15 protein-coding genes and 1 tRNA gene are annotated in these 16,010 nt (G+C 35.9%); 8 read left to right on the top strand and 8 right to left on the bottom strand.

The window, feature by feature from the left end; all coding sequences use genetic code 11:
* Nucleotides 1-22: 22 nt before the first annotated feature.
* Nucleotides 23-1,438, top strand: a complete 1,416-nt coding sequence (locus EZ428_RS19440) for an aldehyde dehydrogenase family protein (RefSeq protein WP_131554881.1) — start codon at nucleotides 23-25, stop codon at nucleotides 1,436-1,438.
* 380 nt (nucleotides 1,439-1,818) lie between these two features.
* On the opposite strand, the gene EZ428_RS19435 is transcribed toward EZ428_RS19440, so the two are convergent.
* The gene (locus EZ428_RS19435; protein WP_131554880.1) at nucleotides 1,819-2,307 is read right to left on the bottom strand and encodes a hypothetical protein; all 489 of its coding nucleotides are present in this window, start codon (nucleotides 2,305-2,307) and stop codon (nucleotides 1,819-1,821) included.
* A 1-nt stretch (nucleotide 2,308) separates the two neighbouring features.
* On the opposite strand from EZ428_RS19435, the gene EZ428_RS19430 reads away from it, so the two are divergent.
* Nucleotides 2,309-2,557, top strand: coding sequence for a hypothetical protein (locus tag EZ428_RS19430; RefSeq protein ID WP_131554879.1), 249 nt, complete (start codon nucleotides 2,309-2,311; stop codon nucleotides 2,555-2,557).
* Between the two features lie 133 nt (nucleotides 2,558-2,690).
* Here the strand turns inward: EZ428_RS19430 and EZ428_RS19425 are convergent.
* Nucleotides 2,691-2,767 (bottom strand) — tRNA-Asn (locus tag EZ428_RS19425).
* 143 nt (nucleotides 2,768-2,910) lie between these two features.
* Here EZ428_RS19425 and EZ428_RS19420 point away from each other — a divergent pair.
* Entirely contained in the window at nucleotides 2,911-3,834 is a 924-nt protein-coding gene (locus EZ428_RS19420; RefSeq protein ID WP_131554878.1) for a PfkB family carbohydrate kinase, read from the top strand.
* 48 nt (nucleotides 3,835-3,882) lie between these two features.
* Here the strand turns inward: EZ428_RS19420 and EZ428_RS19415 are convergent, their stop codons facing one another.
* The 6 genes from EZ428_RS19415 to EZ428_RS19390 form a co-directional block, all read right to left on the bottom strand.
* Nucleotides 3,883-4,311, bottom strand: a complete 429-nt coding sequence (locus EZ428_RS19415; RefSeq protein ID WP_131554877.1) for an SRPBCC domain-containing protein — start codon at nucleotides 4,309-4,311, stop codon at nucleotides 3,883-3,885.
* Nucleotides 4,312-4,381: 70 nt separating this feature from the next.
* Entirely contained in the window at nucleotides 4,382-4,615 is a 234-nt protein-coding gene (locus tag EZ428_RS19410) for a cytochrome b5 domain-containing protein (RefSeq protein ID WP_131554876.1), read from the bottom strand.
* A complete protein-coding gene (locus EZ428_RS19405; protein WP_131554875.1) occupies nucleotides 4,615-5,292 on the bottom strand; it encodes a lycopene cyclase domain-containing protein in 678 nt (225 codons plus the stop codon). The genes EZ428_RS19410 and EZ428_RS19405 overlap by 1 nt, the downstream gene beginning before the upstream one ends.
* 125 nt (nucleotides 5,293-5,417) lie before the next feature.
* Nucleotides 5,418-5,945, bottom strand: a complete 528-nt coding sequence (locus EZ428_RS19400) for an RNA polymerase sigma factor (RefSeq protein WP_131554874.1) — start codon at nucleotides 5,943-5,945, stop codon at nucleotides 5,418-5,420.
* Between the two features lie 157 nt (nucleotides 5,946-6,102).
* Nucleotides 6,103-7,140, bottom strand: a complete 1,038-nt coding sequence (gene murB / locus EZ428_RS19395; RefSeq protein WP_131554873.1) for a UDP-N-acetylmuramate dehydrogenase — start codon at nucleotides 7,138-7,140, stop codon at nucleotides 6,103-6,105.
* Between the two features lie 40 nt (nucleotides 7,141-7,180).
* Entirely contained in the window at nucleotides 7,181-7,768 is a 588-nt protein-coding gene (locus tag EZ428_RS19390) for a TMEM175 family protein (protein WP_131554872.1), read from the bottom strand.
* A 386-nt stretch (nucleotides 7,769-8,154) separates the two neighbouring features.
* On the opposite strand from EZ428_RS19390, the gene EZ428_RS19385 reads away from it, so the two are divergent.
* From EZ428_RS19385 to EZ428_RS19365, 5 genes are all read left to right on the top strand, one after another.
* Nucleotides 8,155-8,775 (top strand): TetR/AcrR family transcriptional regulator, encoded by a 621-nt coding sequence (locus tag EZ428_RS19385; protein ID WP_131554871.1) that lies wholly within the window; start codon nucleotides 8,155-8,157, stop codon nucleotides 8,773-8,775.
* Between the two features lie 6 nt (nucleotides 8,776-8,781).
* A complete protein-coding gene (locus tag EZ428_RS19380) occupies nucleotides 8,782-10,119 on the top strand; it encodes a TolC family protein (protein ID WP_131554870.1) in 1,338 nt (445 codons plus the stop codon).
* 20 nt (nucleotides 10,120-10,139) lie between these two features.
* Entirely contained in the window at nucleotides 10,140-11,231 is a 1,092-nt protein-coding gene (locus tag EZ428_RS19375; protein WP_131554869.1) for an efflux RND transporter periplasmic adaptor subunit, read from the top strand.
* Between the two features lie 43 nt (nucleotides 11,232-11,274).
* Nucleotides 11,275-14,697, top strand: a complete 3,423-nt coding sequence (locus EZ428_RS19370; RefSeq protein WP_131554868.1) for an efflux RND transporter permease subunit — start codon at nucleotides 11,275-11,277, stop codon at nucleotides 14,695-14,697.
* A 212-nt stretch (nucleotides 14,698-14,909) separates the two neighbouring features.
* Nucleotides 14,910-15,941: an IS110 family RNA-guided transposase gene (locus EZ428_RS19365; RefSeq protein ID WP_131554867.1), complete on the top strand. Its 1,032-nt coding sequence runs from the start codon at nucleotides 14,910-14,912 to the stop codon at nucleotides 15,939-15,941.
* The last annotated feature ends 69 nt before the right edge of the window (nucleotides 15,942-16,010 follow it).

Below are 16,010 nucleotides of genomic sequence, written 5' to 3'. Positions count from 1 at the left end.
GTAAACAAAAAAATATTCAGAAATGAAAACAATTGATAAAATTTACATCAATGGTGAATTTGTAACACCACACGGCAAACAAGTATTGGATATAATCAGCCCAACCACTAATCAAAAAACAGGGGAAGTTACATTAGGCGATGAAGTGGATACTCAAAACGCCGTAGCTGCAGCTAAGGATGCATTAAAATTATTTTCAAAAACAACCAAGGAAGAACGTATTGCCTATTTAGAAAAGCTACGTTCTGTGATAAGCAGGCGTGAAAAGGATTTAACCGATATAATGGTGGAAGAATATGGCGGAGTGTTCCAGTTCAGTTCAATGGTTGCCCGGTTTGCCGTTGACGATATTAATGCAATGATTGACACGTTGAAAAATTTTGACTTTGAACCTACCACCGGAAAATCAAAAGTCCATTTGCAACCGGTAGGTGTGGTGGGCATCATTATTCCTTGGAATATGAGCAACGGATTTATTGTTACAAAACTTTCGACAGCTATTGCAGCAGGTTGTACAGCAGTGGTTAAACCAAGCGAAATGAGCACCCAACAAACACAGGTAATTGCAGAATGCTTTCACGAAGCTGGTTTGCCAAAAGGTGTTGTGAACTTTGTGAATGGTTTAGGCGATGTAGTGGGTGCAGAACTTACCCGTAATCCGGATATTTCAAAAATCGCTTTTACCGGCTCAACTGGTGTAGGTAAAATTATTGCCAAAGGTGCCGTTGATACTATGAAAAGAGTAACGCTGGAATTGGGGGGGAAATCGCCCAATATTATTTTAGATGATGCCAATTTGGAAGAAGCTATACCCACAGCAATAATTGCTGCTTTCCTGAACAGCGGGCAAGCCTGCGCAGCAGCTACCCGTTTAATTGTACCAGAAAGCAAGCTAGATGAAGTAAATATAATAGCCAAAGCAGTAGTAGAAAAACTAAAAGTGGGTGACCCAAAAGATAGCGATACCACCATTGGCCCGATGGTAAGTAAAAAGCAATACGAACGAGTTTTAGATTACATCAAAATCGGACAAGAAGAAGGTGCCACATTATTAATAGGCGGAACGGATAAACCTGAAGGATTAGAAGACGGAAATTTTGTAAAAGCAACCATTTTCACGAATGTAAAAAATAATATGCGTATTGCTCAGGAAGAAATTTTCGGCCCCGTATTATCCATTATCCCATATAAAGATGAACAAGATGCGATAACCATTGCAAACGATACTGCTTATGGCTTGTGTGCCTATGTTAGTTCTGCCGACAAAGAAAGAGCGTACCGTGTAGCATCTCAAATTGATGCAGGAAGAGTTTGCATTAACGGTCTTTCACACGATTCCAAAGCTCCCTTTGGAGGTTTTAAACAATCTGGAATAGGCAGAGAATATGGTGTTTTTGGGTTGGAAGAATATTTGGAGGCTAAGGCGATTTTGGAATAAAAATAAAGTTGAACAACATGTCGGAGATTTCGCTGAAACTTCTCCGAAATATACCCTTTAATGCCGATTATCTGCTCGACAAGTACAGCAAGAACTGGATTTATTAGGTAAGGCCTTGGCTTGGCCTATTGTTTGGCATCAACCTGAACCAGAGCCATCTTTTTCTCCTGAACCATATATAGATCGAACCGCTAAGGTGAGTTTTTTATTGCTCTTATCTATCAGATTAACAGCAAATTATGGGCTAAAAAAAGAGGGCAAGCGACCGTTTTACCGTGCTTGCCCATTATGGCTCCAGAAGCTGTGTGCTTTTCTAGAAATCTACTTGACGACCTTACCAGAATGGCAAAAATTGATGAAGATCCTTTTGAATAATCCAATTATATTACATTTTTGCGATCATTTTTAAAAGGGATAGCTGAAACTTGATATTCATCTTCATAGACAACATAGCCTGGATTTTTACTAATAATCCTTTCAACTCCTATATCATATTGCTCAGCTATTTTAATAAATTCCTGCATTTTTTTAAGATGCTCACTTGCTGTATCTTTAAACCAAGATAAGGAAATAGCAGCATTATGCTTACTTGTTCCATTAGAAAACCTACTTGGCTTTTCCAAATTTTTATTAAACCAAACTGTAAGTCCTTTAAGCTTTACAATGTCTTCATCATTTGTAAGGGAGTAATCTTCTCTCAGATATTTTAATGCCATAAATATACCCGTTTCCAGTTCTCCATATGGATTTATAAATTGAGTGGTAAATCGAAGATACATTGAGCGTGCTGTAGTAAGTTTGTTAATCCAAATATAGCGATAAGAATGAGCAGGCAAATATTTAAAAAAGAATTCACCAAAACTCACCATAATGGAAAATCAAAAAAAGCTTACCACTAAAAAGGTAATCGAAGATTTCAAAGTCAAAGGCACAGTTCTTTCTGAAGAAGAAGCAGAGAAATATATTGACCTCATCTATTTCTTTTCAGAACAAGCATTTAAACTATATAATGCCAGCAAAACTTGCAATCCTATCGAATTTAATAGCATCGAGCTAAAAAAAGCAGAGAATATAAATTATAATCTATTCGCTAAGAAGGTATTAGTAAAGCAAGTTTGAGTTTTTTAGAAGCTTTGCACAGTATGGGTGCGGACACTGGGTTCGAACCAAAAATCGGCCTCTATTTGCAGTATTCAACGATTTGAGAATCAGCTAAAAACAGAAATGCCCTTCACGATATCGTGAAGGGCATTGGCTCCCTCTGCTGGGCTCGAACCAGCGACCCTCTGATTAACAGTCAGATGCTCTAACCAGCTGAGCTAAGAAGGAGTACTGGTTATTCCTAAAACGGCTTTGGATTGATGTGCAACACATAAAGCCTTGTTCGTTTTGGGAATGCAATATTAGGGCTTTTAAATTATTTATGCAATATTTGCAGTGAAAAAAATTAAAAAAAATTTAACAAAAATCATATGAGCCTGATAATCATAGGTACTGTGGCTTTCGATGCCATTGAAACTCCCTTCGGAAAAACAGATAAAATAGTAGGTGGGGCTGCAACTTACGCTAGTTTAGCTGCTTCTTACTTCTATAACAAGACAAAAATTGTGGCTGTTGTAGGTGATGATTTTAAAAAAGAGGATATTGCTCTACTTGAAAATCATGGCGTAGATACTGAAGGTTTACAAATTAAAGAAGGCGAAAAATCATTTTTTTGGAGCGGAAAATATCATAACGACATGAATAGTCGTGATACTTTGGTTACAGAGTTAAACGTATTGGAGCATTTCGACCCAATAATTCCAGAAAGCTACCAAGATTGCGAATATTTAATGTTGGGCAATTTAACACCTCAAATTCAGCGCACAGTTATAGAAAGATTAAATAAACGCCCTAAGTTAATTGTTTTAGATACCATGAACTTCTGGATGGACATCATGATGGATGATTTATTGGAAACCATTAAATTGGTCGACGTATTAACCATTAATGATTCTGAAGCTCGCCAATTATCTGGAGAATACTCTTTAGTTAAGGCCGCTAACAAGATTTTAACCATGGGACCAAAATACCTGATCATTAAAAAAGGTGAGCATGGCGCTTTGTTATTCCACGAAGACAAAATCTTCTCTGCTCCTGCCCTTCCATTAGCCGATGTTTTTGACCCTACAGGCGCAGGCGATACCTTTGCCGGAGGTTTTATTGGTTACTTGGCACAAGTTGGCACAGTGAACTTTAATAACATGAAAAACGCATTAATCTATGGTTCTGCCTTAGCATCATTCTGTGTAGAGAAATTCGGAACAGAAAGATTATTAGAATTAGACAAAACAACAATCGCAGCTCGTTTGCAACAGTTTGTAAGCTTAAGTAGCTTCGAGATTACGCAAGACTAGTTTATATCCTCCAAAAATAGAAAGGGCAAGCTGCTTAGCTTGCCCTTTCTATTTTTGCTCAACTAATTTTTTCAAGCCCTTCAATACTTTTTTCCAGCCTTTTGTAGAGCGTTTATATCTCTTTTCTGCTCCTTCACCTTTGCCAACATCATCAGTTATCGTAAGGGTGGTTATTCCCTTAGCATAAGTTAATTTATCAGTTACTGTAGAAAATGACTTGCCTTTTTTATCACCGCTATTTTTTAAAGTATACTTCAAAAGACTTTCTGGTTTAATTGCCAAGATTTTACCAATCATTTCAAACTTAATGATCAAAAACATCCTTCCTTTAAAAGTTATTCTACTCCCTTCCTTCCACGTCGAAAAAACCTTCGCGTTAAAGAAATATTCCTTTGTTTTTTCAGGATTAGTTAATGCATCCCAAACTTCAGCTGGTTTGGCTTTTATCTTGATTTTTTGTTTAACAATGTATTCCATTATTTAGGTTGTATTAACCTAAAAACGAAGCACTAGCCTTATTGTTTGTAATAATTTGATGTTGAGGTATTTATTTCAGGAGGCCAATTACCTCAAACTTTTCAAAAACCGCTTCGGTATGTGGTGCATCGGGCAATTCATCGGTTAAATCTTGTCCGGCCCAATGCTCATAATGTTTGCCATTTTTCCATAATCGACTGCTGCCCACATCATAAATATTTCCCTTGTAAGCCACCCATATTTCGGGCTTATCTTGTCCGTTTCGAAGTGCGAGTTGTTGTTTGCTATAAATTGGCAAATCCATTAAACAGACTTTCTAGATTTAAAAAATTCCAATAAATAAACGCCTAACAAAAGCATCCCCATTGTAAAAAAGTAATTTTCAAATGGGATTTTGAATAAATCAAAGCCTAAGTTTTCAGTAGCCTGATATGTAGTTATTGGCAAATTACAAATAACACCATAACAAATGTAGAACAGGATTAACGAGGCCACGAATGCCCTATAAAACTTATACATGAATCTTAATGTATTGATGTATTCTACCCCAATTAAAAGCATCATTAAAAATGCAAAAGTAATAGCCGGATACCATTTAGTGTAGGCGAAAAACAACATCGCTATGCAAACACCCATTAAAGCGTGACTTAGTGCTAAACTATATTTTTGCAGGTCGTTTTTAGGAAACTTAGCGTTTAAATAATTGTAAATGCCCAATCCAGCAAAGCTGAAAGTAAAAATGAAAAGATATTCTTCTAAAGGAAGTTCCCTGTAATATATACCAACCAAGTAAGCAGCATTAAATTCCCAAACTTTTAACCCGGTAAAAAAGACTGCAATTTCAGAGAATATCACCGTTACAATTAGTGATGGAACGATTAGGGAGCGAATATTTTCTATTTTAAATACTTTTTTATCTAATGCTAGTGCAAATGGAATTAGGAATAAAAATAAATTGAGTTGTAAAAAAGTATAGGTCATTCGAAATCTTATTAATTCAGATTTTCAAAAGTAATGATTTGCCTTCGTTTAAAAGGTCACAAAAATAAAAAGGTTCTCTAATCTGCGACTAGAGAACCTTTTCGGTATATGTTTTTCAGGTTTTATTATGCTTCTGTAGATGCAAGGTCCTTTGCATAAGTTTTTAAGTATTTTTTAAGTATTCCACGAGCTACGTGGATACGAGTTTTTACTGTCCCAATAGGAATATCTAATTCTTCGGCAATTTCATGGTATTTAAATCCCTCAAAATATTTGATAAACGGCACATAATATTCTGGCTGTAAGGTAGCCAAGGCTTTGTGAATATCGCCTAAAACAAATTTACTCTCTACATCATTACGAGTTGCGCTATAATGCAGGTTAGCCGAAGAAATATCTTCGCTTTGCGTAATTAATGTATTTGTTTTTACCATACGTCTGTAATTATTGATAAACGTATTGCGCATAATGGTAAATAACCAACCTTTTAGATTTGTACCTTCCTTAAACTTGCTGTAGTATGTTACAGCCTTAAGCATGGTATCCTGTACCAAATCATTGGCGTCTTCGACATCTTTAGTAAAATTTAAAGCGAATGACTGTAATGAACCAGAATAATCGTGCAATTGGTGGTTAAATTGTAGCTGTGTCATAGTTTTTAGTTTTAAGTTTTAAAAAAGAAACAGAAACTTTTATTTGGTTCGAAGTAACTGTTATATCTAATTACACTTATACAACTATAATACCAAAAAATTAAAATCTGAATTAACTTTAACGAAAACCCTACTAAAATGGTCGAAAATCAACTTGTCACAATATGTTTACCTCACGTTCTAGCTGAACATTAAATTTGGTATACACAGTTTTAATAATTTGTTCTGAAAAATTGTACACTTCCTGTCCACTTGCATGACCATGATTTACCAACACCAAGGCTTGATTTTTCCATGTGCCAGTTTCACCTACAACTTTTCCCTTAAAACCACATTGCTCAATTAGCCAACCCGCAGCTAATTTTACATTTCCATTTGCTATAGGATAATTAACTATCTCTGGGAATTTTTTAATTAACTTATCAAATGCTGGTTTTTCGATAACGGGATTTTTAAAAAAACTACCTGCATTGCCAATTGTTTTTGGATCGGGTAATTTACTCACCCTAATATGAGATACAACTTTAGAAACATCTGCAATAGTTGGCTCGTTAATATGCCTATTTTCTAACTCTGTTGTAATGGCTCCGTAATGTGTTTGTAGGTTAGCTTTTTTACTTAAATGGAAAACAACCGAGGTGATGATGTATTTCCCCTTAAGTTCATTTTTAAAGACACTATCTCTATAATCAAATTTACAATCTGCATAAGTAAAAGTTCTTATTTCGCCAGTGGCGATTTCAAATGCCTGGCAAGAATGAAATACATCTTTAAGCTCTACGCCATAAGCACCAATGTTTTGTATGGGTGAAGCCCCTACTGTTCCAGGGATTAAACTTAAGTTTTCGATGCCTGCAAAACCGTTATCCACACAATAATTTACTAAATCGTTCCATACTATGCCACCACCTGCAGTAACCATCACATCATCACCTTCTGTTGTAAAACTGATGCCAGGTATACTTACTTTGACAACTAATCCATCAAAATCTTTAGTGAATAGCATATTACTGCCTCCACCTAACACCAACAATTGTTTTTCCTTGCTCCCAAGAAGCCCCTTTGGGGCAATCAGATGACTGAAAACCTCTTTTAAATCTGCTATGCTTTTTACTTCTGCAAAGTATTTCGCATTTACATCAATACCAAATGTATTATAGTTTTTTAAGGAAGTGTTTTCTTGTAAGATTGGCATGGGGCAAAGATATTAATTAGCTAATTGATTAATTAGCTAATTAGCTAATTTCTTCCTCATGAATAACCCTTTCAATTCTCTTGTCAGGAATTAACCAAAGTAACGCCACCAAAACAAATAATACTCCAGAAATCCAAGTGAGAATAAAAGCGCAAGGAATAGCGATGATGTAACATGTCAAAGAGATTTTTCCTTTAAAATCGCTCCCTAATGCTCTTGATAATAAAGAATTCTCACCATGATGTTTAACCAAAATCATAGATAAAATGGTATAAGCTATTGCATTCATTAACAAAACAAAGCCATAAAGTGCTGTTGGCGCTGGGGTGAAATGGTTCTCTCCCATCCACGCTGTGGCGAAGGGAATCATAGAAAGCCAAAACAGTAAATGCAAATTGGCCCAAAGTATGGCGCCATTTACTTTATTTACCACCATAAACATGTGATGATGGTTGTTCCAATAAATACCTACATAAATAAAGCTTAAAACATAACTAAGAAAGACAAATAGCAACGGCATTAAATCTTTTATAGAATCCCCATGTGGAACTTTTAATTCCAAAACCATAATAGTTATAATTATGGCAAGTACACCATCGCTAAATGCTTCAATTCTTCCTTTTTTCATAAAATGACGACCGTTTTGAGATAATTAGTTATACAAATCGAAGATAGAATAAAATATTAAATGAGCTTATGCTGAAAAATCAATTAAAATACAATCTTCAGATTTTCACCTACTCAAATCCTTAATTCACCGAATAAACCTATAGCAACTAAACTCTTTTATCTTTTTTTGTAGCATGGAAACAACACAGAATGAGCTAACGCTCGCAGAAGAGATCAAAATTTTAATCAGGAAACTTTGGAATTAAAAAAAGTTTCCATAGTTTTGCGCCATCATTTAATATTATGTTGGAATATAATAAAGTAGAAACTACCATAGCCGAGGAGATAGAGATTTTAATCAGAAAAATTTGGGGCTAGTTTTACTAAAATAATTAAGGAGCAAAATTGGAAGTTAAAGAATATATAGTTGAAGAGGCGGATAAGCTTTTTTGCCAATACGGTTTTAAAAGCGTAACCATGGATGACATTGCCAAACACTTGGGTATGTCGAAGAAAACCATTTATCAGCATTTTAGCGATAAAGATGAATTGGTTAATATTCTGATAAAGGATAAACTATCTAATCAAGATTGCACAATGGATTTTTGTGCAAAAAATGCAGAGAATGCAGTACATGAAATATTTTTTGCCATAACTAATATTAATGAGTTATTGACTACCATGAATCCTAAGCTTTTTTATGACTTGCAAAAGTATCATCCTAAAGCTTGGCTACATTTTAGGGAATTTAAAGAAAATAGATTGGGTAAATGTATCCATGTAAATCTTGAGCGTGGTATAAGTGAAGGCTTTTATCGCCCAGAAATTAACAAGGAGATTTTAACACAAATGCGTTTAGACCAAGTTGATTTAATTTTTAATCAGCATGACCAATATAAAATGGCAAAATACAACCTTGCTCAGGTAATGGCAGAAATAACAGAGCATTTCTTGTATGGTATTTGTAACCATGCGGGATTAGAAAAAATTAATTATTACAAACAACAATCGTCGCAAGCATTATAACCTTTTATGAAACATCAACTTTACATCATCATCTTATTTTTGGGCTTAGCCATACCGGCAACAGCACAAATTAAAGACACCACGGCAAGTTTTAGCTTACAAGAAGCTATTGCGTATTCATTGAATCATCAAATTGACATTAAAAATGCTAAAATAGATGAGCAAATAGCAATCAACACTGTTAAGCAAACAATTGGTATTGGCTTACCACAAGTAAGTGCAAATGCAAGTTTTCAAGATTATTTGAAAGTACCTACAAGTTTATTGCCCGGAGAAGTTTTTGGGCAACCTGGAACGCAAATTCCAGTTAAGTTTGGAGTAAAATTTAACTCATCTGTAGGTTTAGAAATTAATCAGTTATTATTTGATGGTTCTTATCTTGTTGGCCTAAAAGCATCAAGAACTTACAAAGAATTATCTACCAAAAACACTACTAGAACTCGGATAGAAACTGCAGTTGCAGTAACCAAGGGATATTATTCTGTTTTGGTTAGCAATGAGCAACTAGCATTAATAGATGCCAATTTAGATCGTTTAAAAAAATCATTAAATGATACAGAGCAAATGTTTAAAAACGGTTTTGTAGAGAAAATTGATGTTGATAGGCTAAGTGTACTTAACAACAACTTACTTACAGAACGCGAAAACGTAATTAGACTATTAGCGCTAAATATCAACCTTTTGAAGTTTCAAATGGGAATGACCATTGGCAGTAAATTGGAGCTTACAGATAAGATTAACAATGTAAACATTGATAAAAACCCAATATTAACCGACAGTGAAGTATTTAATAAGAGAATTGAGTACTCATTATTGCAAACTCAAAAGAAATTGAATGAGTTAGATGTTAAGCGTTACAAAAGTTTGTTTTTACCAAGCTTAGGTGCTTTTGGAAGTACTTCTTCCAATTTCCAAAACAACAAATTTTCTAATTTATATGATACTCGTTTCCCAACTACAGTTATTGGTTTAAGGCTGTCAGTCCCTTTGATATCTGGTGGCCAAAAACTTTATCAGCTTCGCAATGCGAAATTAGCATCTCTTAAAACTGATAATGAATTAATTAATGCACAGAATGCAATTAATTTGGAAGTCAATCAAGCACAAACTACTTACTTAAACGGACAACAATCTTTAGAAAACCAAAAAAGAAACATGGAGTTGGCTAAAGAAGTTTTACGTGTTACTAAAATTAAATACGACCAAGGTGTTGGCTCTAGCTTAGAAGTAACCACTGCCGAAACTTCGCTAAAAGAATCTCAAAATAATTACATCAATGCTTTATATGATATGCTGATAAACAAAGTAAATCTTGATAAAGCTTTAGGAAACATAAACTACTAACCTTACAAAATCAATTTATAATGAAAAGAATATTATTTATAGCAGCCATCGCATTTTTAGCAGCATGTTCTGATAAAAAAGATCCAAAAGCTGAATTAGCAGACTTAAAAAAACAGCGTACAGAGTTAGATGCTAAAATTGCAGACTTAGAAACAAAATTAGGTGCAAGCGACACCTCAAAAGTGGTAGCTAAAGACGTTTCAGTTGCTGATGTAACCGAATCTAGCTTTAAAAATTACTTAGAAATACAAGGTAAAATTGACGCCGAAGAGAATATCTTAGTTACATCAGAAGCACAAGGTGTTGTTACAGCGGTTTATGTAAAAGTTGGACAAAATGTTAGCAAAGGCCAGGTTTTAGCGCAAATTGATGATAAAGTTTTACGTCAGAACATTGCTGAATTACAAACTCAATTAACGTTAGCTACTAGCTTATTTAACAGGCAAAAAAATCTTTGGGATCAAAAAATCGGAACTGAGGTTCAGTACATTAATGCTAAAACTCAAAAGGAAGCTGCTGAAAATAGAATTGCAACTTTACGTTCTCAAATCTCGATGTATAAAATTAAATCTCCAATAAGTGGAACCGTTGATGCAATGGAATTAAAAGTTGGAGATGCAGTAATGCCTGGTCTATCAAGCATTAGAGTTATTAATGCGAGCAATTTAAAAGCTAAAGCATCTGTTGCAGAAACTTATGCTGGTCGTGTTAGCCAAGGTGATGAAGTAAATGTAATTTTTCCTGACGTACCAGATAGCTTAAGAACAAAAATCAATTTTGCTTCAAAAACTATCGATCCTTCATCAAGAAGTTTTGAGGTTCAAATCAACTTGCCTTCTAACAAAAAATATCGCCCTAATATGTTAGCCGTGCTAAAAATTGTTGATTATCAAAATGCAAAAGCAATTGTAATTCCTGTTTCAGCTATTCAAAAATCTGAAAGTGGCGACTTTGTATTCATTGCCGTAAATAACATTGCTAAAAAAGCAACTGTTAAATTGGGCAAAACCTATGAAGGTAAGGTAGAAATACTTTCAGGTTTAAAAGTTGGTGATAAATTAATTACCGCAGGCGCACAGAATTTGAATGAGGACGATACCGTTAAATTCTAATTACAAAATACACCAATCATATTTACGCTTAATCTTAAAATAGATGAAAGACGACTTTAAAAAAGAATTTGGTCCCTCAAGCTGGGCTATAGATAACAAAACAGCTATATATGTTTTAACTGTTATCATTGCCATTATGGGATACTTTGGATACATGGGCTTACCAAAGGAAAATTTCCCTGAGGTACTTGTTCCAAAAATATTTGTACAAACAATTTATCCTGGTACTTCTCCATCCAATATGGAGACTTTAGTAACCAAACAAATTGAAAAACAATTAAAATCTACTAAGGGACTTAAAAAGGTAACCTCAAACTCTTATCAAAATGCCTCTGTAATTGTTGCTGAATTTAATACCAATATCGAAATAGCAGAAGCAAAACAAAGAGTAAAAGATGCTGTGGATAAATCTAAAACAGATTTGCCGAGCGATTTGCCCGATGACCCAATTGTTTCTGACATTAATTTGGCAGATTTACCTATCATGTACATCAACCTTTCGGGTGATTATGATTTAAAAAGCTTAAAAAAATACGCCAAGGATTTACAAGATAGAATTGAAAGTTTCAAGGAAATTTCTGGTGTTGACATTGTTGGAGCCTTGGAACAAGAGGTTCAAATCAATGTCGACTTGAATAAAATGGAAGCTGCTAAGATTTCATTTGGTGATATTGAACGTGCCGTAGCTTATGAAAACTTAACCATATCTGGTGGTGATATTGCAATAGATGGCATTAAAAGAACACTTAATGTTAAAAAGGAGTTCACCAATGCAGATCAAATTGCTAATTTAATTATTAAAACTCCTACTGGTTCTTCTGTTTATTTAAGAGACATTGCCGAAGTTAAGGATAGTTTTAAGGAACAAAATAGCTATGCTAGTTTGTATGGCAAAAACGTAGTAACCTTAAATATTAAAAAACGCAGCGGCGAAAATTTAATTGAGGCTTCTGATAAAATCAATGCTTTAATTAAAGAATTGAAAGGTACTTCGTTACCAAAAAACTTAGAGATTACTGTAACTGGAGACCAATCTGATCAAACTCGTGTAACCTTACATGATTTGATTAACACTATTATTATTGGTTTTATTTTGGTGACCATTATTTTAATGTTCTTTATGGGCGTTAAAAATGCATTGTTCGTTGCGTTATCTGTGCCACTATCAATGTTTATTGCCTTTATTACCATGCCGTTTATTGGCGGGATATTTGGCTTTAGCTTTACCATGAATATGATTGTACTCTTCTCCTTCCTTTTAGGATTAGGTATTGTGGTAGATGATGCGATTGTGGTAATCGAAAACACACACCGTATTTTTAATAACGGGAAGGTTCCGATTGTAAAAGCAGCAAAAGCAGCAGCTGGTGAGGTATTTATGCCTGTACTTTCAGGAACTTTAACAACCCTTGCTCCTTTTGTGCCATTGTTATTTTGGCCAGGTATTATTGGCGAGTTCATGTTCTTTTTACCTGTAACATTAATCATCACCTTATTGGCATCCTTAGTTGTGGCTTATATCATGAACCCTGTTTTTGCAGTAGATTTCATGGAAATTGAAGACCATGAAACGCACAGACCAAAATTTGATAAAAAGGTTAAGAGAACGACTTTAATAATGATTGGTGTTACTGTTTTTTCTTACCTAATAGGTTTTGGGCTTGGTAACTTCATGGTATTAATGACCTTGCTTTATTTACTAAACCATTTCTTCTTAGAAAATGCCGTTAAGAATTTTCAAAACAACTTATGGCCACGTTTTCAGGCAAGTTATGCAAGGTTATTAACCAGAGCATTAAACTGGCCAAGAGCTATGTTATTTGGAACTTTAGGATTGTTAGTGTTTACAATAGGTTTAATGACTGTTTTACCACCTAAAGTGGTGTTTTTCCCAGAAGGAGATCCAAACTTTATTTATGTTTATTTAAACCTCCCACTCGGAACAGACCAAGCCTACACCAATGAAGTTGTTAAAAAACTAGAGAAAAAAGTAACGGATGTTGTTGGCGGAAAAAACAACAAAGATGTTTCTTCAATCATTTCGAACGTTACAGTTGGTGTAACCGACCCACAAGATGAGGATCAAGGTGAATATCCTAACAAAGGTAAAATTACCATTGCCTTTGTTCAGTTTGGCAAACGTACTGGTCCAGAAACATCTACTTATTTAAGCAAAATCAGGGAAGCTGTAAAAGGTATTCCTGGAGCTGAAATTACGGTAGCGAAAGAACAAGGGGGTCCGCCAACGGCGAAACCAATTAGTATTGAAATTACAGGAGACAATCTTGACTCTTTAGTAAAAACCTCTGAAAGTTTGAAAAAATACATTGTTGCTAAAAGAATATATGGCATAGAGGAGTTGAAATCAGACTTCATGAACAACAAACCTGAGATTGTATTTAATTTAGATAGAGAACGTGCAAACAGAGAAGGTATTTCTTCTGGACAAATTGGTGGTGATCTACGTACAGCAATTTTTGGCAAGGAAGTTTCAAAGTTTAGAGATGTAGATGAAGATTACGATATCACTTTACGTTCTCAAGAAAACCAAAGGAACAACCTTGATGCACTAAGAAACATGAAGATGACTTACCGTGATATGGGTATGGGCGGAATTATTCGTCAAGTTCCATTGTCATCATTCGGAACTGTTGATTATGTAAATACTTATGGTGGCATTAAACGTAAGCAAGAAAAACGAATCATCATTTTATCTTCTAACGTATTAGCAGATGCAAATCCGAATGAGGTTGTTGCTAAAATTCAAGGAGAAATTAATCAATATAAAGTACCTACTGGTGTAACCGTTAAAATGGCTGGTGAGCAAGAAGAGCAAATGGAAACCATGGCCTTTTTAGGAAGAGCAATGTTAATTGCTCTTGGTTTAATTTTGATCATCTTGGTAACTCAATTTAACTCTATCAGTAAACCATTAATTATTTTGAGCGAGATTTTGTTCAGTATAATCGGTGTAATATTAGGTATTACCATTTTCGGAATGGAAATGTCTATCGTAATGAGTGGTATTGGTATTGTAGCATTGGCAGGTATAGTTGTTAGAAATGGTATTTTACTTGTGGAGTTTACTGATTTACTAATTGAACAAGGGATGGAAGTTAAAGCAGCTGTAATTGAAGCTGGCCGTACCCGTATGACTCCGGTATTATTAACCGCAACTGCAACTATGTTAGGTTTAATACCTTTAGCAGTAGGCTTAAACATGGACTTTACTACATTGTTTACAGAGTTTAACCCACATTTATATTTTGGAGGTGATAACGTTGCGTTCTGGGGACCATTATCATGGACAATGATTTTCGGACTTGCCTTTGCAACTTTCTTAACCTTGATATTAGTGCCTTGTATGTATTTATTAGGAGATATTAATTCTAAGAAAATTAAAGGTTGGTTTAAGCAAAAACCAGAAGCTACCAAAAAAGCTGCTAAAGTAGAAGTTAGCGAGTAATACAAAACACAAATAAACCTAAGCCCTTTAGTCGAAAGATTAAAGGGCTTTTTTTTGTATGTCAGTCTGAGCGTACCTGTCCCGACTTCTCCTATGTTTGTTATCTCTGAACAGAATGTAAGGCATATCGTTCAACGTTATAGCCAGGATATCCAGCAGGAGAAAAGACGAGGGAAGGTCACTCACTTGGGTTCAATTAAAACTCAAAGACTATGACGGTAAAACAGGCGGTGGGCATTGACGTGGCCAAAAAAGAACTGGTGGTGTCCATTGGGCGAATGAGCCATGACACGGGCGTAGATATATACGCCCACAAGACATTTTCCAATCACGCCAGGGGCTTCATGGATCTTGTGGCATGGGTGGATAGGATGACAATGAGGGGCGTTCAGACCAGGTATGTGATGGAGGCAACGGGCGTTTACCATGAATGTGTGGCGTATTATCTCTCAGGCCACGGGCATCAGCTGAGCATCGTGCTGCCAAACAAGATCAGTAATTATTTCAGGACACTGGACGTGAAGACGATTACCGACAAGACCGCCTCCCAGGCGATATGCCAGTTTGGGCTGGAACGGAAACTGGACGACTGGCAGAGACCAAAAAAGGTATTCAGGGAACTCAGGCAGCTTACCAGGGAAAGAGATCAGCTGATCACCGACAGGACGGTACTGAAGAACCAGCTGCATGCCGAGATGGCGGAGGCATTTCCAAACCAGGGCAGCATCAGAAGGGCGGCAGAACGAATCCAGTTGATCAACGGGCAGGAGTTGGAGATCAGGGCAGAACTGGCCGGAATAATAAAGAGGGATGCAGAGCTGGCCAGAAAGATAGGCCTGATCACCACGATCCCGGGGGTGGGCAGGCTGACTGCGGTGACAGTCCTGGCGGAGACCAACGGATTTGAACTCATAAGCAACAAAAAACAGCTTGTTGGCTATAGTGGGCTGGATGTAAGGCTCAAGGATTCCGGCACCTCCGTGAAGGGAAAGCCAAGGATATCCAAAAGAGGAAACAGGCACCTGAGAAAGGCGATGCACATGCCAGCCCTGGCGGCAATAAGACATAACAGGGAGCATAAGATGCTCTTTGTCCGCCTGGTATCGGGCCATGGCATAAAAATGAAGTCAGTGGTAGCGGTGCAGAGAAAAATACTTGAGCTAATCTACACCATCTTTAAGACAGACAAGCCCTTTGACAGGGATTATGTAAGAATAGAAGTGCCAGAAGCATTAAATGGTTAGAGCAGCCATTACATAAATGAACTGCTCTAATGAGGCTAGCTTAAAGCTGCCTTTGAAGAAATAAAATTA

This window comes from Pedobacter frigiditerrae, assembly GCF_004331645.1.
GTDB classification, from domain to species: Bacteria; Bacteroidota; Bacteroidia; order Sphingobacteriales; family Sphingobacteriaceae; genus Pedobacter; species Pedobacter frigiditerrae.
This window is presented reverse-complemented; position numbering and strand designations above follow the sequence as displayed.